The 20,586-nt window shown below is 44.7% G+C and carries 18 protein-coding genes; 15 read left to right on the top strand and 3 right to left on the bottom strand.

The annotated features are described in order from the left end of the window. Positions 1 to 22 precede the first annotated feature (22 nt). The 3 genes from AC27FN_RS05390 to rlmH all read left to right on the top strand — a co-directional run bounded on the left by AC27FN_RS05390 (position 23) and on the right by rlmH (position 3,651). A complete protein-coding gene (locus tag AC27FN_RS05390; protein WP_487167062.1) occupies positions 23 to 811 on the top strand; it encodes an MBL fold metallo-hydrolase in 789 nt (262 codons plus the stop codon). A 188-nt stretch (positions 812 to 999) separates the two neighbouring features. Then, entirely contained in the window at positions 1,000 to 2,304 is a 1,305-nt protein-coding gene (locus tag AC27FN_RS05385; protein WP_487167061.1) for a S1C family serine protease, read from the top strand. Positions 2,305 to 3,171: 867 nt separating this feature from the next. Then, entirely contained in the window at positions 3,172 to 3,651 is a 480-nt protein-coding gene (rlmH, locus tag AC27FN_RS05380) for a 23S rRNA (pseudouridine(1915)-N(3))-methyltransferase RlmH (RefSeq protein WP_487166987.1), read from the top strand. Between the two features lie 151 nt (positions 3,652 to 3,802). On the opposite strand, the gene AC27FN_RS05375 is transcribed toward rlmH, so the two are convergent. Beyond that, on the bottom strand, positions 3,803 to 4,291 hold the full coding sequence (locus AC27FN_RS05375; protein ID WP_487166986.1) for an isochorismatase family protein: 489 nt from the start codon (positions 4,289 to 4,291) through the stop codon (positions 3,803 to 3,805). Positions 4,292 to 4,594: 303 nt separating this feature from the next. On the opposite strand from AC27FN_RS05375, the gene AC27FN_RS05370 reads away from it, so the two are divergent. From AC27FN_RS05370 to AC27FN_RS05360, 3 genes are all read left to right on the top strand, one after another. Beyond that, positions 4,595 to 5,032 carry a GNAT family N-acetyltransferase gene (locus AC27FN_RS05370; RefSeq protein ID WP_487166985.1) on the top strand — a complete coding sequence of 146 codons (438 nt, stop codon included), beginning with the start codon at positions 4,595 to 4,597 and terminating at the stop codon, positions 5,030 to 5,032. 83 nt (positions 5,033 to 5,115) lie between these two features. Beyond that, on the top strand, positions 5,116 to 5,958 hold the full coding sequence (locus tag AC27FN_RS05365) for a glycosyltransferase family 8 protein (protein WP_487166984.1): 843 nt from the start codon (positions 5,116 to 5,118) through the stop codon (positions 5,956 to 5,958). 172 nt (positions 5,959 to 6,130) lie between these two features. Beyond that, positions 6,131 to 7,393 carry a chloride channel protein gene (locus tag AC27FN_RS05360; RefSeq protein WP_487166983.1) on the top strand — a complete coding sequence of 421 codons (1,263 nt, stop codon included), beginning with the start codon at positions 6,131 to 6,133 and terminating at the stop codon, positions 7,391 to 7,393. A gap of 274 nt (positions 7,394 to 7,667) precedes the next feature. Here AC27FN_RS05360 and yaaA read toward each other — a convergent pair whose 3' ends face one another. Further along, positions 7,668 to 8,420 (bottom strand): peroxide stress protein YaaA, encoded by a 753-nt coding sequence (yaaA, locus tag AC27FN_RS05355; RefSeq protein WP_487166982.1) that lies wholly within the window; start codon positions 8,418 to 8,420, stop codon positions 7,668 to 7,670. A gap of 302 nt (positions 8,421 to 8,722) precedes the next feature. On the opposite strand from yaaA, the gene AC27FN_RS05350 reads away from it, so the two are divergent. From AC27FN_RS05350 to AC27FN_RS05325, 6 genes are all read left to right on the top strand, one after another. Further along, entirely contained in the window at positions 8,723 to 9,370 is a 648-nt protein-coding gene (locus AC27FN_RS05350; RefSeq protein ID WP_487167060.1) for an SDR family oxidoreductase, read from the top strand. 153 nt (positions 9,371 to 9,523) lie between these two features. Further along, positions 9,524 to 11,455, top strand: a complete 1,932-nt coding sequence (locus AC27FN_RS05345) for a GTP-binding protein (RefSeq protein ID WP_487166981.1) — start codon at positions 9,524 to 9,526, stop codon at positions 11,453 to 11,455. A 48-nt stretch (positions 11,456 to 11,503) separates the two neighbouring features. Continuing rightward, positions 11,504 to 12,382 carry a proline iminopeptidase gene (gene pepI, locus AC27FN_RS05340; RefSeq protein ID WP_487167059.1) on the top strand — a complete coding sequence of 293 codons (879 nt, stop codon included), beginning with the start codon at positions 11,504 to 11,506 and terminating at the stop codon, positions 12,380 to 12,382. 33 nt (positions 12,383 to 12,415) lie between these two features. After that, the gene (gene arsC, locus AC27FN_RS05335; protein WP_487166980.1) at positions 12,416 to 12,832 is read left to right on the top strand and encodes an arsenate reductase (thioredoxin); all 417 of its coding nucleotides are present in this window, start codon (positions 12,416 to 12,418) and stop codon (positions 12,830 to 12,832) included. A 304-nt stretch (positions 12,833 to 13,136) separates the two neighbouring features. Next, positions 13,137 to 14,363: a multidrug efflux MFS transporter gene (locus AC27FN_RS05330; protein WP_487166979.1), complete on the top strand. Its 1,227-nt coding sequence runs from the start codon at positions 13,137 to 13,139 to the stop codon at positions 14,361 to 14,363. Positions 14,364 to 14,451: 88 nt separating this feature from the next. Next, positions 14,452 to 16,986, top strand: coding sequence for a M1 family metallopeptidase (locus AC27FN_RS05325; protein WP_487166978.1), 2,535 nt, complete (start codon positions 14,452 to 14,454; stop codon positions 16,984 to 16,986). A 125-nt stretch (positions 16,987 to 17,111) separates the two neighbouring features. Here AC27FN_RS05325 and AC27FN_RS05320 read toward each other — a convergent pair whose 3' ends face one another. Beyond that, the gene (locus AC27FN_RS05320) at positions 17,112 to 17,786 is read right to left on the bottom strand and encodes a Crp/Fnr family transcriptional regulator (protein WP_487166977.1); all 675 of its coding nucleotides are present in this window, start codon (positions 17,784 to 17,786) and stop codon (positions 17,112 to 17,114) included. Between the two features lie 139 nt (positions 17,787 to 17,925). Between AC27FN_RS05320 and AC27FN_RS05315 the strand changes: the two genes are divergently transcribed. From AC27FN_RS05315 to AC27FN_RS05305, 3 genes are read left to right on the top strand one after another with little or no spacing between them, the layout of a single operon-like run. Next, positions 17,926 to 18,144 carry a heavy-metal-associated domain-containing protein gene (locus tag AC27FN_RS05315; protein WP_487166976.1) on the top strand — a complete coding sequence of 73 codons (219 nt, stop codon included), beginning with the start codon at positions 17,926 to 17,928 and terminating at the stop codon, positions 18,142 to 18,144. 10 nt (positions 18,145 to 18,154) lie between these two features. Next, the gene (locus AC27FN_RS05310) at positions 18,155 to 18,709 is read left to right on the top strand and encodes a ferritin-like domain-containing protein (RefSeq protein WP_487166975.1); all 555 of its coding nucleotides are present in this window, start codon (positions 18,155 to 18,157) and stop codon (positions 18,707 to 18,709) included. After that, positions 18,702 to 20,567 (top strand): heavy metal translocating P-type ATPase, encoded by a 1,866-nt coding sequence (locus AC27FN_RS05305; RefSeq protein WP_487166974.1) that lies wholly within the window; start codon positions 18,702 to 18,704, stop codon positions 20,565 to 20,567. Before AC27FN_RS05310 ends, AC27FN_RS05305 begins: the two co-directional genes overlap by 8 nt. The last annotated feature ends 19 nt before the right edge of the window (positions 20,568 to 20,586 follow it).

The following is a 20,586-nucleotide window of genomic DNA, read 5'->3' as shown; positions in this document are numbered from 1 at the left end:
GGTTGCATCATCAACGGATGCGATGAAAATTAGTGTTTTAGCCAGTGGTAGCTCTGGTAATGTGACTTATATCGAAACGCCGACGCATAAAGTGTTAGTTGACGCAGGCTTATCCGGAAAAAAGATTAATGAATTAATGCACAGCATTGGCAGGGATTTACATGATGTCGATAGTTTATTCGTGACGCATGAACATACCGATCATGCGAAGAGCGTGGGTGTACTAGCGCGTAAATATGGGATCAATGTTTACGCTAATGAAAAAACCTGGTCAGCTATTGCTGGCAAGGTGGGCAAAATCCCGTTAGAACAAAAATTTGACTTGGAAGCCGGCGAAATCCAGGCATTGGATGAACTAGATGTGCAGAGTTTTCCCGTTTCCCACGATGCAATTGATCCACAATTTTATGAAATGCATTGTGGGGGTAAATCCTTTGTGATTCTGACAGATACGGGATACGTCTCGGAACGAATGGCTGGTGTGATTAAAAACGCCGATGGGTACTTATTTGAATGTAATCATGATATGGATATGTTACGGATGGGGGCATATCCGTGGTCATTAAAACAACGAATTTTAGGTGATACGGGTCACTTGTCTAATGAAGATGGTGCTAATGCGTTAATGGAAGTGCTGGGAAATCGGACGAAACGGATTTACTTAGGGCACCTTAGTCGTGAAAACAACATGAAGGCCCTAGCTCATCTGACGGTGGCCTCGATGATGACTGAAAAGGATTATGGCGTTGAACATGATTTTCACTTGTTGGATACTGATCCTGATGCCGCAACAGATCTGACGACCCTTTGAATATGTTTCACGTGAAACACTTGGACAGAGATGTTCAAGTGTTTATTTTTTAGGTGTTAAAGTGGTTGAGGGGCGTTTTCTTTAAATTTTTAGCAAGTCCAGGGACAGCTTTAAGTGGTTTTTAAGCTGGAACGGTATAATAAGACTAATAAGAAATGAGGAGGTAGGCGGGTTACCGCAAATTGCCTATGGATTATAATGACATGAATAATCAATCAAACAGCGGGCCACAACCACAAGGGCCTAAACAATCCAATCGTGGATTAGTCAAGGTTGGGATTGTCGCCCTCGTTGCTGGTTTGTTGGGCGGGGGGATCGCTTATGGTGGCGCAAGTGCAATCAATAATGCCAACGGTGGCGATACATCTTATAAAAATGGGACAACCAAGGTGGCTAATGTCACAGTTAAGACGAACTCTGACGCGACTAAAGCCTTTAGCAAAGTCAAAAATGCGGTTGTTTCGGTAGTTAACCTGCAGAAACAATCTTCCAATAGTGAAAGTGGACTGTATGGTATTTTTGGCGGTGGTTCTTCGTCTAACTCTGGCAGCAGTAGTAGCAGTAGTTCTGACAACTCTTTAGAGGCAGCTAGCGAAGGCTCAGGCGTTGTTTATAAGAAGTCCGGGAGCGATGCTTATATCGTGACGAATAATCATGTCGTGTCCGGATCTAGTGCCCTAGAGATCATTTTGAGTAACGGAAAGAAGATATCAGGTAAGTTAGTCGGAACGGACTCAACGACTGATTTAGCCGTGATTCGCGTTAAAGCAGATGAAGTTTCAACGGTTGCTCAATTTGGTGACTCGACGGCTATTCAAGCTGGACAATCGGTGCTCGCAATTGGTTCGCCATTGGGATCGCAATATGCGACATCAGTCACCGAAGGGATTATCTCCGCGACAAAACGGACGGTGCCTGTCGAAAATGAATCTGGGAACCAAACTGGTGATGCAACGGTTATTCAGACGGATGCGGCGATTAACCCTGGTAACTCCGGGGGCGCCTTGGTGAACTTAGCCGGACAGGTGATTGGCATTAACTCAATGAAGTTAGCCTCGTCTTCTAGTGGCACGTCAGTTGAAGGGATCGGCTTTGCGATTCCATCTAATGAAGTGGTTTCTATAATCAATCAACTCATTACGAATGGTAAAGTTGTGCGACCAGCATTAGGTGTCGGTCTGGTAGATCTCTCTAATGTGGACAGCAACAGCCAATCTAGCACTCTAAAACTACCAAACAGTGTAACTGGTGGTGTGGTCATCATGAAGGTTTACAGTGGTTCAGCTGCGGAGAAATCAGGCTTGAAGAAGTATGATGTGATTACCAAGATGGATGGTAAGAAGATCACCTCACAGGCTGATTTACGCGATGTGCTCTATGACCATAAAATTGGCGACAAAGTTTCGGTGGAATATTACCGTGATGGCAGTCTTAAAACTGGCACGGTGACATTAAGTGAGAGTACAAGTGATTTAACCAATCAAACAAAGTAAAACAAAAAGGTCATCGATGGATGGCCTTTTTCTATGCGGTAAATCATGGGACGGGGCTGGATTACTTTGTGAATTCGATGATTTCTCAACGAAATTGTTTAAACAATATGAATTTTGGGAGGGTTAAAAATCCTGATAAGATGCCTTAGGCCGGGGATCAAGAGGGTTTTTGAACGGCGCCACACTTAGTTTCCTTGAAGAATACAAATAATTATGCAACCACGCTTTGTTGTGTAAGATAACGTAATGTGGCGAAATTTAACACACTTTATGCAATTTTTTTTGGTAATATGCAATTAGACAAAAGGTAAATGAGCTGATTAAGTAAACATGTCATTTGAGCTGTGTTTAATTTTTGAATAGTAGGATTACAAATCCGAATGTTATTTTTTTACATGAACACTTTTTTCACTTATTGACTAATGAAATCAATGCATAAACCGAACAAAGACGAAATGGAAAAATAAAGGGGTTCGGGTACTAAATTGCAATGATAAAATTGTTTTGCACAGAAGTGGAAAAGTATGTGGAAAACTGTGGATAAGTTTGTGAATCTGAAATAAACGCCGAAAAATCGGGATTTGTTTTCCGTGGAAAAAGTTATCCACACCCTCGAAAAACGCGGTGGATAACTTTCGCGTTTTAGGTTTGTTCGATTTAAAAAAGCTGTTATATCAGTACTTTAAACGAACGTGTTCGCTCCGAGAGCCCTTGTGGAAAACTGTGGATAACTTTTATTCATTGTGACTAAGCACGCCCGTTAGAATTGCACGAAATGTTTAAACTTTTGGTTACAAAGATTAAGGAAATCTAAAGCAATCTATTAGCTTGTCAAACTGTTAGTTGCTTTTCGGTGGGAGGATTCTTGTGAAAATTAAGATTATTGGTGTGGGGAAATTAAAAGAAAAGTATTTTAAACAAGGCATTGAGGAATATACCAAACGGCTCAGCAAGTTCTGTACATTTGAGATTGTTGAAGTGCCCGACGAAAAAGCCCCTGAAACCTTGAGTCAATCAGAAATGGAACAAGTGATGGCTAAGGAAGGGGCCCGAATTTTGGAACATATCAAAGATCGTGAGTATGTTTATGCCCTCGCGATTAAAGGCCAAGAACGAACTTCCGAAGCCTTTGCGAAAGAAATTGATGAGTTGAGTACGTATGGTCACTCAAATATTACATTTGTTATCGGTGGCTCGCTAGGACTAACCTCAGCTGTTTTGAAGCGTGCCGATACACAGATTTCATTTGGGCGGTTTACGCTACCGCATCAATTAATGCGGCTCGTGTTGACGGAGCAAATCTACCGTGCGTTTATGATTAATGCGGGAAGTCCGTATCATAAGTGAAGGCATCTGCTTATATGTATGGAATGCGGCGATGTTGACAGTAAGCATTCAGTGATTGAAGCGTCGCGAGAATTAATAATCATGTTTTGATGAGTGGCAGGAAATGATCACAGTATAATAGATTTAATCAATGCTTTTATTGAAAGAGAACTCATTCTATAAACGTCACAAACCGCTGCTCCCAGATATGCTCATAAAAAGCAACCGTTTGAGTCGCGGTCGTGTAGGTGTTGTCATCGGTGGTATTCATCTGATGTTGCATGTAAACTTGATATCCAAGGGTGTGAGCGCCTTTTATTGTGGCATCCACGCAGTACTCAGTTTGTGCCCCGCATATTTCGATGGTGTGCAGTTGGCGAGTGTTAAGTTGAAAGAGAAGGTCCGTTTGTAGGAAGGCATTGGGATGACATTTCTCAATCACGATGTCTGTTTGCTGGCGGTCTAATCCGGTGACTAATTGCCAAGCGGCGGTGCCATATTTAACTGCTTGATCGTTATGTTGAATAAATAGAATTGGTTTTCCAGCCCTTCGATATTCAAGGATGCGTTGGTTAATTCTAGTCAAAAAGGCTGGTAGATCAGAATGATTACCAACGATGCCATTCTGCAAATCAATAATGATTAAAGTGTCAGCTAACATAGTTAAGTCCTCTCAGTATGATTTTGACCAACTGCCGATTCCTTGAAGCTCACAGTAGGCTAGTAAACGCATCAACGCAATGGTAGATGCGTTTTTTCTTTGTCGAGCTGCACAAGCCCTGCCTAATTGGCAAAGAGCGCCAACCACTCAGTCCCAGCTAGTGCTCGACATCACCGGCTTGTTTCGCTCTGAGTCTCGATTTTTAAATTGATTTGTTTCACGTGAAACGTCTGGAGAAATCAGATGAAGTGTAGTTAAATGGGTCTAAGTTATCTCGATTAATGAAGCGTAAAGAGGCCGTAAATGAAAGTGATCAGGTATGAACCACGTTATTTTGATGAAATCGTTCAACTATACGTCCAAGTGTTTTCACAAGCGCCGTGGTCAGAAACTTTTGATGTAACACGGGTGGCCGCGATGCTTAGAAAGCATGTCGCCAATAACTATTTTATGGGCTACTTAGGGATTGAGAACGAGCACGTCATTGCAGTGAGTTATGGCTTTATCAAACCATGGTATGAAGGATTTGAATACTATATTGAAGAATTTTTTATTGCGCCAAATTATCAACAACAGGGACTTGGGCAACAGCTGATTAACGAGATTCAAAGCGCGCTAGTTAAACAAGACATTCATTCGATGATGTTGATGACTCGTCCGCATAGTGGTGCGCAAAAATTTTATGAGAAAACTGGTTTTCAGCAACTAACCGATTTGGCGGTTTTCACGGCCGCCTTTTAAAATGACAGCAGGCAGTATCAGACGCTAAGAAATGGTTAACATTGACCGAAGATCATATCGATAAAGCGATTTTAAGGATAATCATGATGGAAATTAATTTATTAGTCACACTGAACACACAGTATCTGTTACCACTCAAGACAGCCTTACTTTCTCTAGCGGATAATAATCCGGATATCACTTGCCATGTGTGGTTATTGCATCAATCAATTACCAAAAATGAATTAACGCAACTATCGCAGTTCGTTACTCATTTAGATTGGACATTTTCAGCCATTCAAGTTGATCAGGTGTTCGGCACACAAGCGATTGACACGATTCATAACTATCCACAGGAAATGTACTTTCGCTTATTGGCAGGCGACTTGTTGCCACAATCAGTCACACGGGTCATTTACATTGATCCAGACACGTTGATTATTAATGACTTAACAAAATTGTGGCAACTGGATCTTGGTACTGCCATGATGGCGGCCGCGGCGCATACCGGATTAATTGACGCCGTTACGCCGCTCAATAATTTGCGCTTAAACACGGCGACGAAGTATTTTAATACGGGTCTCCTATTGATGGATTTGAGTCAAACACGAAAAATAATTAAAGCCGCAGACATTCAACAGACGATTGACCGATATCGTGGTCAGCTACTTTTACCAGATCAAGATGTATTAAATTTCTTATATGGGTCCCATATTTTAGAGGTGCCAGAGGAAATATGGAATTATGACACGCGCAAATTTACGACCTATCAGTTGCGTAGCCGTGGCGATCATGATTTACAGTGGGTGATGGCTAATACGGTGGTGTTACATTTTTCTGGCCGGCCGAAGCCGTGGGAGCAAAATAGTGATGGTCGTTTCACGGCGCTATATCTTCAGTATCGACGGTGGACGTTGAACGTGATTGCCAAGTTGGCGGTCAAGTAAAATGAGTGGGTTAACGAGTTATCAAGCATTATTAATCAGTATGATGCTTTTGGTGATGTAGATCAGATGGCGTGGTATTCTATTTTAGAAAGTTCGCAATTATGTGGTCTACATACCCCTATGTTAGCCTCAAGGCCTGATTAGGCGATGGTGAAAGGAAGTACCTGTACGAATGAATAAACAACGAGAACAAGGCATCATCGCCATTTCGACCTTAGGATTAGGGCTGCTAATTGGGATTGGTGCATTAACATTGGGTTCTTTTTTAGATCTCATTGAACATGTTTTTTTGAGCTTTGAGGAAAACGCGCTTCATCCGGCGGCGATCTTTATTTCGCCCGTGCACCGACTGATCTCGCTCGTGTTGGGTGGGGGAATTGCCGCGATGTTGTGGTGGTACAGTAGCGTTCATTTGAAACCAGTCGTGGGGATTAGTGATGGCGTTGCCGGCAAACGGATGCCAATTCCGGCGACACTCATTGATATTTTTACTCAAATCTTTTACGTCGCTACGGGCGCACCAGTTGGACGAGAAGTGGCACCGCGGCAATTAGGGGCGTTGATCGCACAGACTTGGATCGATGGGCTAAAAAAGTTTCGGCACATCCAAGTGAGCGAAGATGATCGACAACTACTGATTGCGTCGGCTGCCGGAGCTGGCTTTGCCGGTATTTACATAGCCCCCATAACCGGGATGTTCTTTTGCGTAGAAATTTTATTGAAAAAGGTGACTAAACGAACCGTGGTGGTAAGTTTAACCATGTCGACAGTTGCCATGTTGATGGGATCGCTATTGCGTGGGTTTGGTCCATATTACTTAGTCGGTCGCACAAAGTTTGCCGTGGCATCATTGCCAGTTGTGATTATTTTGGCACCACTCTGTGGGATTACGGGTGCCTATTTTCGTCAGGCCTTTCAGTGGGCCGGACGGACACGGGCGACTAAGCAACGAATCTTATGGCAATTGCCAGTCATCAGTTTGGTGACCGGGTTGATTGCGATGTATTTTCCACAGATCATGGGGAATGGCCGGGCATTGGCCGAAACAGCTTTTCATAGTCAAACTAGCGCGATGACAAGCCTCTTGCTGATGGGGGCGTTAGCAAAAGCTTTTGTCACTGTGTTTACCCTTAAGTCAGGGGCCTCAGGTGGGACGTTAACGCCATCGATTTCTTTAGGCGCAGTTTTAGGGATGTTAGTTGGTTTTATTGCTAGCTTATTTATTCCTGGTATTCAAATCTGGCAGTATGCGGTCATCGGCGCGGCGTCCTTGCTGGCGACTTCACAGCAAGCGCCATTAATGGCGTTATTTATGGTCTTTGAGGTGTGTCATTTGAATTATTCGGCGTTTCTTCCCCTAGGCGTCGGCATTAGCTTAGCGTTAGCGACGGGAAATTTTGTGTTAAAACGAACCCGTCCGGTTACATCAAAGTGACATTGCCCGTAGAACTCAGCGATGATTATTGTGGTTAAAAGTCAGTATTGACCAGTAATGTTTATTAGAAACGAATAGCCGGGTTGGAGAAGCTGTTAAGACTTCTTCAACCCGGCATTTTTGAATAGTGGTGAGCTAAGGCGTATTTGACTTTTGGGAAGGGTGCTTTAGTACAATCAGCCAGCGAAATAGTATAAGGATAGGTGGCGCCGTGCACTGCACAACATGGGAGGTCCCACAGAAATTCCCGCCGTGATAGCAGCTGGTCCGCTCGTTAATTACCTTTGGTGGCAATAAAGACCAATGTTGAATCGGTGGATCTTACGGGATCGTATTGATAATTTGGATCATTAAAAGTTGTCAAATCGGCGACGCTTTCCAGCTGATTTTCCGCGATAAAACGTACCATTGAGCCGCGTGCCATTTTGGCCAAAGTAGCCCGCGTTTTCAATTTACCGTCAACTAGATGAGCGAATTTAATATCTACCAGTTGGTCGTTAGGGCGTAAATAGGGCCGAATTGACTTGACATATTCATTGGAAGCAAGATTAATAATGGGTTCTGACGCGGGTTGCAAGGCGGTGTATAAACGATCACCCCAAAAATCGTATAGATTATGTGTTTGTGCCGTCTGTAGCGGGGCTTGCATTTCTAATCGATATGGAACGACACCATCAAAGGGTCGTAAAATACCGTATAGTCCAGATAAAATTCGTAGGTGCGTTTGGATATAAGATAATGCCGGTGCCGTGAACAAGTCGGGGGCCATATATTGGTATTGAATGCCAGAGAAAGCCATGATGGCTGGTGTTAAGGCTTGGTCCAAATCGGCTTGCTGTAATAAGCGGTAGTTAGTCTGAGCTACGTTGTCACTGCAATGCCACAATGACTTTAATTCAGCATAAGATAATGATTGAAGTTGCTTGTGTAACTGTCGTGCTTCAACTAGAAAGGTTGGTGTGCTACGGGGTGCAAAGTCATCGGTATTGATAACCATTTTCTTGGCTGGCGAAATAATAAGTTTCATAAGTTAGGCGACTCCCACATGTATTGATGGCATTATTTTATCAGTTTTATTCGTCAACTGAAGGTAAAAACAGTAGCATCGGGATGCGATAAAGGGCCAATATGAAGCCGTCTAGTTAATCGGAATGCAGATGACTAGACTTGGATGGGTAAAGTGGTTCATGATGCATAAGAAAGTGAGTTAGCTGAAAAAGGTTTATAATGGCGGCGTTGAAGCATCGACAGGTTGGCTGTTAAAGCTCACTTATCCGAATGAAGTTCGTCGATTGGTGTAGTAGCACTTAGTAATTGAAAGGATAACGAATTATGAAAATATTTATTGCTGGTGGAACTGGACGGGTGGCGTCTGCATTAATTCAAAAGCTAGTTGCCGATGGACATGAGGTTATCGCGGGAGCCCGACATCCGGAAAATGTGGTGTTAAGGGAAAATGAGTTGGTCACCGCCGTGAAGTTAGATTTACAGGCAGACATGAACGATATTGCCGAAGTGATCGGCCAGGTGGATGTCGTCTATTTCGCCGCTGGTTCACGAGGTCGAGATTTACTGCAAACGGATGCGTTTGGGGCAGTCAAGACAATGCAAGCAGCGGAGAAAAACGGGATTAAACGATACATCATGCTTAGTTCGCTGCATGCCTTAGAACCTGATAAATGGCATGAAGGTGGTTTAGCTAATATCATGGATTACAATGTCGCAAAGTTTTTTGCAGATAATTATTTAGTTAATCAGACTACCTTAGATTACACGATTTTACAGCCGGCCACGTTGACTGAAGCGACAGGGACAGGGAAAATTTCGATTGGAAAATTATCGGCAACCACCAATCCAATTGCCGATGTGGCGGCGGTCTTAGCTGCGCTGCCAACGTATGATCAAACAATTAAGCGCGTGATCGAAATGGCGAGTGGTGATGAATCAATCGACACTGCCTTAGCACAAGTTAAGTGAAAGAACTGTGAAAAGCTACTCAGATGGGGTATGGAAAGTAACCCTGATCGGGTAGTTTTTTAATCTATTTAAATTTCCCGGGGAATAAACGAAGAATCCGTGTATGATGACTAATAGATAGTAAGTCAGTTGTGGTTTTGAGGAGAAATGCGCATGAAGAAAATTGTGGCCGGGATTGTGGCCCATGTTGATGCAGGTAAAACAACCTTGTCAGAAGGGTTACTTTATCGAGCTGGCGAAATAAGAGCTCTCGGTCGTGTGGATAAAGGAAGCGCCTTTTTAGATCCAGATGCATTAGAGAAACAGCGCGGTATTACAATCAATACTCATCAAGCCAGTTTAGCATTTCAAAATTTAAGTCTAACCTTGCTAGATACACCGGGACATGTTGATTTCGCTGCCCAAACAGAGCAGGTATTGTCCGTTTTGGATTACGCCGTCTTAGTTATTTCAGCGACTGAGGGGATTCAAGGACATACGCGAACTTTGTGGCGACTGCTTGACCGCTATCATGTGCCAACCTTTATCTTCATCAATAAAATGGATGCACCCGGTGTCGATGCAGATGCATTATTAGCCACGTTGAAAACGAACTTATCAGCCGGGTGTGTGGCATTTGCCACACCTTTATCAGAGGCAATCAGAGAAGAAATAGCGGTTCAGGACGAAACTGTGTTAGCTGACTATTTGGCGAACGAAACTTTGAGTGACCAACAGGTTAGACAGCTGATTCAACAGCGGAAAATCTTTCCTTGCTATTTTGGCTCAGCACTAAAATTGGCGGGTCTTGATGAATTGTTGACTGGTTTAAATGATTGGACGCAGGAGCGTGAACCTCAACCAAAATTTAGTGCACGTGTTTTTAAAGTTTCTCACGATGTACAGGGAGAACGGCTCTCTTGGATTCGTGTCACCGGTGGCACCTTGTCCGCTAAACAGCTGTTATTACCTGATGAGAAAGCCAATCAACTGCGCCAATACAATGGCGCAAAATTCACGACTGTTCAAGAGGCTAAGGCAGGTGAAGTGATCGCTGTAACTGGATTAACGAGCAGCTATCCAGGTCAAGGATTAGGTGACAGTCAGGACGCGGCCAAAATGGTCATTCAACCGGTGATGACTTATGCGATTGATCTACAGGAGCGAGATCCCCATGTTTATTTGCCAGCTTTAAACCAATTGGCTGATGAAGATGCCAACTTGCATGTGACTTGGTCGAGTGAACTGCAAGAACTTCGGGTGCAGATCATGGGGCAAGTTCAGTTAGAAATTTTGCAAGAGCGGTTGCAAGAAATGATCCATTTACCCGTGAATTTTACGCAAGGACAGATCATGTATCGTGAGACGATTACGCGAGCGGTAGAGGGCGTGGGGCACTTTGAGCCACTACGTCACTATGCGGAAGTTCATTTACGGCTCGAACCATTACCGGCAGGAAGTGGCTTGATCGTTGCTTCAAATTGTTCATTGGAAGTTTTGGATAAAAATTGGCAACATCAGGTGCTGACGGCCTTACGTTCGAAGGAACATATTGGAGTTTTAATCGGCGCGCCGTTGACAGATGTTAAAATCACACTAATTGGTGGTCGAGCCAGCAATGTTCACTCCGTTGGCGGTGATTTTCGCCAAGCAGCCTGGCGAGCGGTGCGGCAAGGCTTGATGATGCTTCGAGCCAATGGTGATTGCGATTTGTTGGAGCCTTGGTATTCATTTCGATTAGTGGTTCCAGAAGATCAAATTGGGCGGGCAATGACGGATATTGAACTCATGCATGGTCATTTTGATGCGCCTTTGGCCGGGAGTAATGGAAGTATATTGACTGGTGGGGCACCGGTGGCCAATATGCAAGATTATGCTAAAGAAGTTCAAGGTTACACACGTGGTCAAGGTGAATTTGAATGTTCAGTGGCTGGGTATCAACCGTGTCAGGCCGCCGACCAGGTGGTATTGGATCGGCATTACGATCCTAAGGCTGATCTACCTAATACCCCAGACTCCGTTTTTTGTGCACATGGGGCTGGTTATCCAGTAGATTGGGACCAAGTTCCTAATATGGTGCACTATCCTTATCAAACCAAGGTATAAGTTGAATTTGTGTTAGTCGGGCTGGTTAAGTGAGTGAGGCAATAAATGATGAAAATTATCGAAGGATACATGCCATTTAGAGGTTATCAAACCTATTATCGAATTGTTGGTGAAAGCCAAGCGGGATTAGCGCCCTTGTTATTAATTCATGGTGGGCCAGGGTCGTCGCATAACTATTTTGAATTACTAGACGAGTATGCTAAAACGGGACGTCAATTAATTATGTATGATCAGGTTGGCTGTGGGAAATCTTCTTTGCCAGAAGATCCGGCGATCTATGTGAAAGAAACGTGGGTGGCTGAATTAATTGCCTTACGTGAATATCTACACCTTGATCAGGTTCATTTACTGGGTCAGTCCTGGGGTGGCATGCTCGAAATGTACTACTTAACGCAATTTGACCCGGCTGGTGTCAAAAGTGTGATGATCGATGGCTCACCGGCTTCAATTAAGCTGTGGACGCAAGAACAGCATCGGCTCATTTCTTATCTAAGTTACGAAGATCGTCAGGCCATTGCTGAAGCGGAACGAACAGGTGATTTCACCGGACCTAAATATTTAGCGGCCAATGATCGTTATATGGAACGCTATTGTTGGGATGATCCTGATGAAAATTCACCTGAACCGTTACGGCGACCGACAAATGGCCAACGGGCGAGCCTAATTGCTGAAGGGCCTAATGAATTTACAGAGAACGGGACGATTAGTGACTTTGAACTGACCGATCAGTTGGCTAAAATTCACGTGCCAACCCTAGTTACCAGTGGTACGGATGATTTATGTACACCGTTAATTGCGAAGTCGGTAGCCGATCATATTCCTAATGCCAAATGGCATCTATTTGCTAATAGTCGTCACTTAGCTTTGTTAGATCAGCACGACGCCTTTATTCAAGTGTTAGATCAGTGGTTGCACGCGCATGATTAGGTAGATTGAACACGAAACCGGAGGCGAGATTATATGCCACAAGTTTACTTTCTATGTACAGGAAATTCTTGTCGGAGTCAAATGGCAGAAGGCTTTGCTCATCAATATTTACCCAAGTGGCGAGTGGACAGCGCCGGTATTGAGGTGCATGGTTTAAATCCACGAGCAGTCCAAGTTATGGCTGAGCGAGATATTGATATTTCGCACGCAGTTTCCAAGCAGATCGATTTAGCTTATTTACAACAATGCGATTTGGTTGTGACGTTGTGTGGAGATGCTCGTGATCGATGTCCAAGATTGCCAATATCAGTTAAACATGAGCATTGGGACTTTATTGATCCAGCACAGGCGACAGGTACTGATGATCAAATTATGGCCGTTTTTCGAAACGTACGTGATGGCATCGACCAACGTGTTCGCCAGTTGGCTAGCCATGAGACAACAATATAACCGTGTTTACCTTGGACCTTGCGTCGTTTAGCAAGATCCATTTTTTATGTGCATCATTAACGTTTCACGTGAAACGGTTGGTTGATGAGTTGAGCTAACAATGGATTTAAGTTTTGCCTAGGACAAAAGTGCTATTTGACGTCCGGTGTTATAATCGTCCTTTGTTAGAATTGGCTGGCTTGATTTAAGCTAGCTTGGCGAAAAAATTGAAGTAAAGTTGGCTGAGCGAGGGTGGGCACATGCTTTGATGAGGAGTTGTCCCCGAGCTGAGAAAAGCGAACTTAATGGGCTGGGGAGGCAGCAAATGAATGAATCGAATATAACCCCAGTTGCGGAGTGGCGCAGTAATTTGCGTGTCTTGTGGTTTGGCAATTTTATGGTGGGCATTGGGTTTAGCAGCATTGGTCCCTTTATCGCGTTATACATCGGTACATTGGGTCATTTCACCAGTGGACAAAATGCTTTTTGGAGCGGGATTGCTTTTGCCGCACCATTTATTGTAAAGGCACTGGTGTCTCCGCTCTGGGGCCGCCTGGCTGACACACATGGACGTAAATTAATGCTGCTACGCGCTTCCTTGGGAATGGCGGTGGTTATTGGATCGATTGGTTTTGTCACTAATGTGTATGAACTAATCGGATTACGCTTGTTACAAGGTGCTTTTTCTGGTTTTATCAGTAATGCCAACGCCTTAATTGCCACATCAGTTCCGCGAGAGAAAAGCGGACAGGCTTTAGGCACCTTAACAACGGGTAATGTTTCTGGCACGTTAATTGGTCCGCTAGTCGGAGGCGTCATTGCTGATTTTGTCGGCTATCGGTATACCTTTGCGGTGACCGGTATTATGATGCTGGCGGCGTTCTTTTTGGTCTTGTTTTTTGTTAAGGAACATTTTGTTCCAGTGACCAAAGCGCAGTTGCAGCAACGGGGAAACTTTTTTAAATCCCTCGATAATCGGCGGATTATTTTGGGGATGTTTATCACGACGCTTATTATTCAGGCGTCGAACAACTCAATTGAGCCGATTTTGAGTTTATACGTCAAGCAATTAATGCATGGTGGCGGTCACGTGGCAATCGCAGCCGGTGTCATTGAAGCAATCAACGGTGTCGCAACCATCATTGCTGCACCTCGTTTTGGCGCCTTAGGTGATCGAATCGGTACCCACTGGATTCTAACGGTTGGGTTACTTTTTTCGATGTTAGTCTTTCTCCCCATGGCATTTGTCCGCAATGTCTGGGAATTAGGTGGATTACGGTTATTGATTGGCATTTCAGATGCCACGCTAATTCCGAGTGTGCAAACGATTATGGCAAAGTATTCATCTGCGGATACGATGGGGCAGGTCTTTAGTTGGAATCAAAGCTTTCAAGCGACCGGCAACGTCATTGGCCCCCTGATCGGATCGACAGTCACCAATTTTGCGGGCTATTCTGGCGTGTTCATTTCAACGTCAATTTTAGTGCTGATTAATTTCTTATTGGTGCGCCGTAACACGGGGCGTCTTCGTGAAGATCAGCCTTTACGGTAAAGTTTGTCATGACATTTGGTTGTTAATTCTTAAGGTTAGCCTTTTTTAGCGTATAATGGCTTTAATCTAACAAAACGAGGAGAATTCTATGGCAGAGTTAGCGCGTTTTTATCAAGCATTTCAACCATCGCATTATGATCTTTATCTAGACATCAATCGAGAGACTAAGTCATTTAGTGGACAGACCAAGATTACGGGTCAGGCGACCACGACAGCGATCAATGTGCATCAAAAAGGATTAGCAATCAGTCAAGTCCAAGCAGATGGGCAAACCGTTCCGTTCACTGTGGATGACGAAAATGAAGCGATTCGGATCACGTTACCTAGCAACGGTGATGTAACCTTAACCATCGACTATACGGCTAAATTGACTGATTCAATGATGGGCATTTACCCATCTTATTACGAAGTAGATGGCGTTAAGAAGCAGATTATTGGGACTCAGTTTGAAACGACATTCGCGCGTCAAGCGTTTCCGTCAATTGATGAACCAGAAGCCAAGGCAACCTTTGCTTTGGCAATCAAATTTGATGAGCAACCGGGCGAAATTGTCTTGAGCAATATGCCAGAAAATCACGTTGAAAATGGCATTCACTACTTTGATGAGACGGTTAGAATGTCGACTTATCTAGTGGCCTTTGCCTTTGGTGATTTGCAAAGTAAGCAGACGACTACTAAGAGTGGTGTTCAAGTCGGCGTGTTTGCCACTAAAGCGCATCAACCACATGAATTGGATTTTGCGCTTGATATTGCCAAACGTTCGATTGAATTCTATGAAGACTTTTATCAAACGCCTTATCCGTTACCACATTCCTGGCAATTGGCACTGCCTGATTTTTCGGCTGGTGCGATGGAAAACTGGGGGTTAGTGACCTACCGAGAAGCCTACTTGTTGCTTGATCCTGAAAATACCGCTTTGGATATGAAGCAATTAGTGGCAACGGTCATTGCCCACGAATTGGCTCACCAATGGTTTGGTGATTTAGTGACGATGCAGTGGTGGGATGATCTATGGTTAAATGAAAGTTTTGCTAACATGATGGAGTATGTTGCGGTGGATCATTTGGAACCGGACTGGCATGTCTGGGAAATGTTCCAAACATCGGATGTGCCCGCTGCGCTACAACGTGATGCAACGGATGGCGTGCAATCTGTCCACGTGCAGGTTAATAATCCGGCAGAAATCGATGCGCTCTTTGATGCCGCCATCGTTTACGCAAAAGGTGCACGGATGCTTGTGATGATGCGGGCGCTAGTCGGCGACGATGCCTTACGTGTTGGCTTGAAGAACTACTTTGCTGCCCATCATTTTGGCAATGCGACGGGGGCTGATTTATGGGCTGCCTTGGGTGAAGCTTCGGGAATGGATATCGGGTCAATTATGAATTCATGGCTCGAACAACCTGGCTATCCTGTGGTTACCGCTGGCGTTATTGATGGTCAGTTAACGTTATCACAACAACAATTCTTTATTGGCGATGGTCAAGAAGTTGGCCGGCAATGGCAGATTCCACTTAATAGTAACTATGAGGCCGCACCGACGATTATGAGCGAGCAACAACTTGTCTTAGGTGATTACGAATCATTGCGAGCGACAGCCAATGTGCCATTCCGGTTGAACTTAGGGAATAGTTCACATTTTATCGTCAAATATGATGATACGTTGATGAAAGATATTTTAGCTAACGTTGAGACGCTTCCAGCGATTGATCAGTTGGCCTTACTTCAAAATCTGCGTCTACTAGCGGAAGGGCAACAGCTCTCCTACGCCGAGGTGATTCCGTTATTAACTCAATTTTCGGCAAGTCATTCAGCGGTGGTAAATGCGGCTTTATACACGGTTGCCAATAACCTCAAAAAGTTTGTGACACCTGACTCAGTTGAAGAACGGTCGTTAAAGACACTCTTCGACCAATTGAGCGCTGACCAAGTTAAGCGTTTGGGCTGGTTACCGGTGGCGAATGAATCAAACGATGACCAATTAACTCGACCATACGTGTTAAACGCGACGCTCTATGCCGAAGATCCAACGGCGATCAGTGCTGCTCATGATTTATTTAGCAGTCATCAAAGCGATCTTGCCAGCTTACCGGCTGATACGCGTGTTTATATTTTAAGAAATGAAGTCCAGCATTTCGGTTCCTCAGCGCTCTTTGATCAATTGCTAGCAGCTTACAAATCAACACCAGATGCTAGTTACAAGCTAGATTTGATGTCTGCACTAACCAGCACTAAGGATCAGACACTGATTGGGGCACTCATTAGTCATTTTGAAGATGCCGATACGATCAAGCCTCAGGATTTGCGCGGTTGGTTCCGCGGTGTTTTGGCAAATCAGGCCGGCGAACAGGCAGCGTGGGATTGGATTCGGCAAGATTGGCAATGGCTTGAAGATACTGTTGGCGGTGATATGGAGTTTTCGACGTACATTACGGTCATTGCCGGTGTGTTTCATACACCAGCTCGATTGGCTGAATTTAAGGCCTTTTTCGAACCAAAATTGCCGACACCAGGCTTAACCCGTGAAATCACAATGGATACGAATGTGATCGCGAGTCGAGTTGCCTTGGTTGAAGCGGACAAGGCAAAGGTTGCCGCAGCATTAGCCCAAGTTATTAAATAAGTTTCATTTGAATGCAAAAAGAGCATCGTTTTAGCGATGCTCTTTTTTGGGCTCATTTAGAATTTAAGGCCGGGTGTTATTTCCTGGGGAATAAATGGCTGGTCTTGGATCAAGTGATTGGCTGATTATTCTAACAACAATTTATCTGCGTCGATAATTTTGATTTGGTTAGTTTTCGGGCGACTAATAGCGCCGGCTTTAACGAGTTGGGCCAGCAAACGACTGACTGTCTCTGGGGTGGTGCCGATAAAAGTCGCTAAGTCTTTTTGCTTGAGCGGTAACTGAAATTGATTGGTATCTAATGAGGCCGCTGTTTCAGTGAGATAGTCTGCTAGTCGGTCAGCAACGGAGGCCGTATTCGCCTTGGTTGCTCGTGTTTCAACGCCTAGCAGTTTATGCCCCAAAGCCTTTAAAACTTGAAGATTGATTGGCGGGTATTTTAGTAAGAGGTTCTGAAATTCACGACGTTCAATTGAGCAAACCGCCGTTGGCGTCAGCGCTTGGGCAGAGACTGAATAGTGCCTGTCGTCGCTGAAGAGGGCTGCTTCACCATCAATATCGCCAGTTTGTAACAAGTAAAGGAGATGTTCTTTACCTGCCACGGTTGTTTGGAAGGCTTTGGCTTGACCACTGGCAACAATTGTCAATGCCGTCGTTGGATCGCCTTCTTGATAGAGAAAATCGCCAGTCGCAAAGTGGTGATGATGAACGATCTGATCGATTAATTGAAGTTGTTGGGTTGAAAGGGTCTTAAAAATTGGCACAAGTTGCGCGCAATGGTGTGGCGAAACGACCGTCATAACTCACTACCTGCCTTCCTATAGAATTGATTAACTTCATTATGCCATAAATAAATTGTCACAACTTGATCCTCGTCAAGTTGTGGCTTGCCACCAGCCCTTATGCTTAAATCATTCAATTAAAAGGGGGATCATTAACATGAAAATGGTCGTGGCATTAGATGCATTAACCTGTCCCAGTTGTTTAACAAAAATTGAAAAAGCGGTTGGCCGTGTGTCTGGCGTTGAAATGGTCAAGGTGCTCTTCAACGCTAGTAAAGTCAAAGTTACGACGGACGGTAGCGTCTCTGAGGCGAGCTTAACCGAGACGATTGAACGACTTGGTTACGACGTTAAAGGGGTAAAGGTATCAGCATAGGAGGCAGACCATGACATCAATTGGAGATTTGTATCAGACAGAACAAACACAAGCTAATTATGATCACCACCATCCGACAGCCGCCGCGATGACTGACCACATTATCGCTAATCTGGTAATGGAATCAATGAAAATTCGGCAATTTGGTTGGTATATCACTGGGGAAAATGTTTTAGCTGACCAAAAATTTTTAAGCAACATCCATACTGTTGCTGAACAGCAAATTGATTCCTTGGGCCAAGCCGTGCTGGCTGAGGGTGGTAAGCCAGCTTCGGCGCTCGCTGAATTAAGTGAATACGCCATGGTTGAAACTCATGGTGAGGACAAATATCTTGCAGTACAAGCAATGTTTGAGCAACTAGTGGCCGATGTGCAGACGCAATTAATGTTTATCGATCGTGGTGTGAAATTAGCGCAGCGCGATGAACAGCCGTTACTTGAACACACTTTAGTAACCGTGCAACGGCAATTAATTTCAACTAGACAGCAGTTACAAGCACGCCTAGGGCGGTGGGGATTAGCTGGTTTGGTTGGGGACGAAGATGAGGATGACGATCATGAGTAAAGTTCAACGGTGGATGAACCAGAATTGGACGACTCTGACGGCCATTGCAGCGGTTACCTTAATCGCCGGCTTAATTAGTCAGTATATCTTGCACATGGCGCAGTTAACCACCGTTTTATTTATCGTGACGAGTATTGTTGCAGGATTACCCACAGTATTAAAAGCGATCGGTGCATTGCAAGCGCGAACCATTAGTATTGAATTACTTGTGAGTATTGCGGTCGTCGGCGCTTTCTTGATCGGAGAACTGGAAGAAGCCGCCATGGTCACTTTTCTATTTGTGTTCGGTACCTATTTGGAACAACGAACGCTTAATAAAACGCGACGAGCGATAAAATCGTTGACGCAAATGGCGCCGACGACGGCTGTAAAACTAGTGGCTGATGGCGAGACGGAGAAAGTTGAAGTAGATGAGATTGACCCAGGTGATCAGCTGCTGGTCCGCCCAGGTGATCAAGTGCCAGTTGATGGGGCTGTTTCAACAGGGACAACAGCCATTAACGAGGCGATGATCACCGGTGAATCTGTACCAGCTGTTAAATACGTTGGCGATCCTGTGTACATGGGCACGATGAATGAGCAAACGGCATTCACCATGACGGCGACGAAGTCTGGTGAGGACTCAACATTTAGTAAGATCATCGAATTAGTCGAAGAAGCACAGGACACCAAAGCGCCAGTGGCCCGTTTTATCGATCGATTTGCGCAATATTACACGCCGTTGGTGCTGATTATTGCGATCTTCGTTTTCGTGATTTTCCAGGATCTTCGTTTGGCGATTACGATTTTAGTCTTAGCTTGTCCTGGTGCTTTAGTGATTGGTGCACCGGTATCTAATGTTGCTGGGATTGGCCGTGGCGCGCAAGCAGGCATCTTGCTGAAGGGTGGTACGGTTATGAATGCCCTTGCTAAAGTGGACACTGCTTTGTTTGATAAGACGGGTACCTTAACAATTGGCCATCCAGATGTTGTCGATCGGCGGTTCTATGGTGAAGATGATCGTTGGTTAGGTTTATTGGCAGCGATGGAAGCACAAACGACACATCCACTGGCCCAAGCGATTTTAAACGATGTCAACAAACGCGGGATCAAAATTCCTAAACAACCCTTGTCAGTCACAACGGTTGCCGGTGTCGGCGTTACCGCTGAATTTGAGGGTCAGACCATTGTCGTCGGCAGCCCGCGGATTCTTACTGGCCAGGTGAAGTTAACGCCACAACAACGACATGATTTAGCGCACATGCGCGAACAAGGCGAGACAGTTGTTTTGATGCTTGTTGATCAACAACTGATGGTGTTACTGGGGATTAAAGATGCTGTTCGGCCTGACGTTGCCGCAACATTACGTTTATTAAAACGCCGGGGTATTCGCAAGCTCACAATGGTGACTGGTGATGATCAAGTGACGGCGCAGACAGTTGCCGATCAGTTAGGCATCGACAATGTTCAAGCACAGATGTTGCCTGAACAAAAGGCGGCCTACCTCACTGCTCAAACAACGGCTGGGCACCAGACCCTTTTTGTTGGTGACGGCATTAATGATAGCCCAGCGTTGACGTTAGCTAATGTTGGGATCGCGATGGGAAGTGGCACCGATACAGCGATTGAAACATCTGACGTCGTGTTGACGGATGGCAAGTTTAGCAAATTAGCTGACGCGCAATATTTATCTAAACGAACAGTATTAAATACCACTGAAAACATCGTGATCGCCATTGGCACGGTTGTGCTATTGATGATTGGCCTGAGCCTGGGCAAGATCAACATGGCCAGTGGCATGCTCGTACATGAACTGAGTATTTTGGTCGTAATCGCCAACGCCATGCGCTTGCTGCGGTTAAAATTTACTAGGCATTAGTTGCCCTGGGTTCTTTGTC

Source organism: Furfurilactobacillus sp. W61-4, assembly GCF_057545565.1.
Note: the sequence above shows the minus strand (reverse complement) of the source record. Positions and strands in the feature narration are given on the sequence as shown.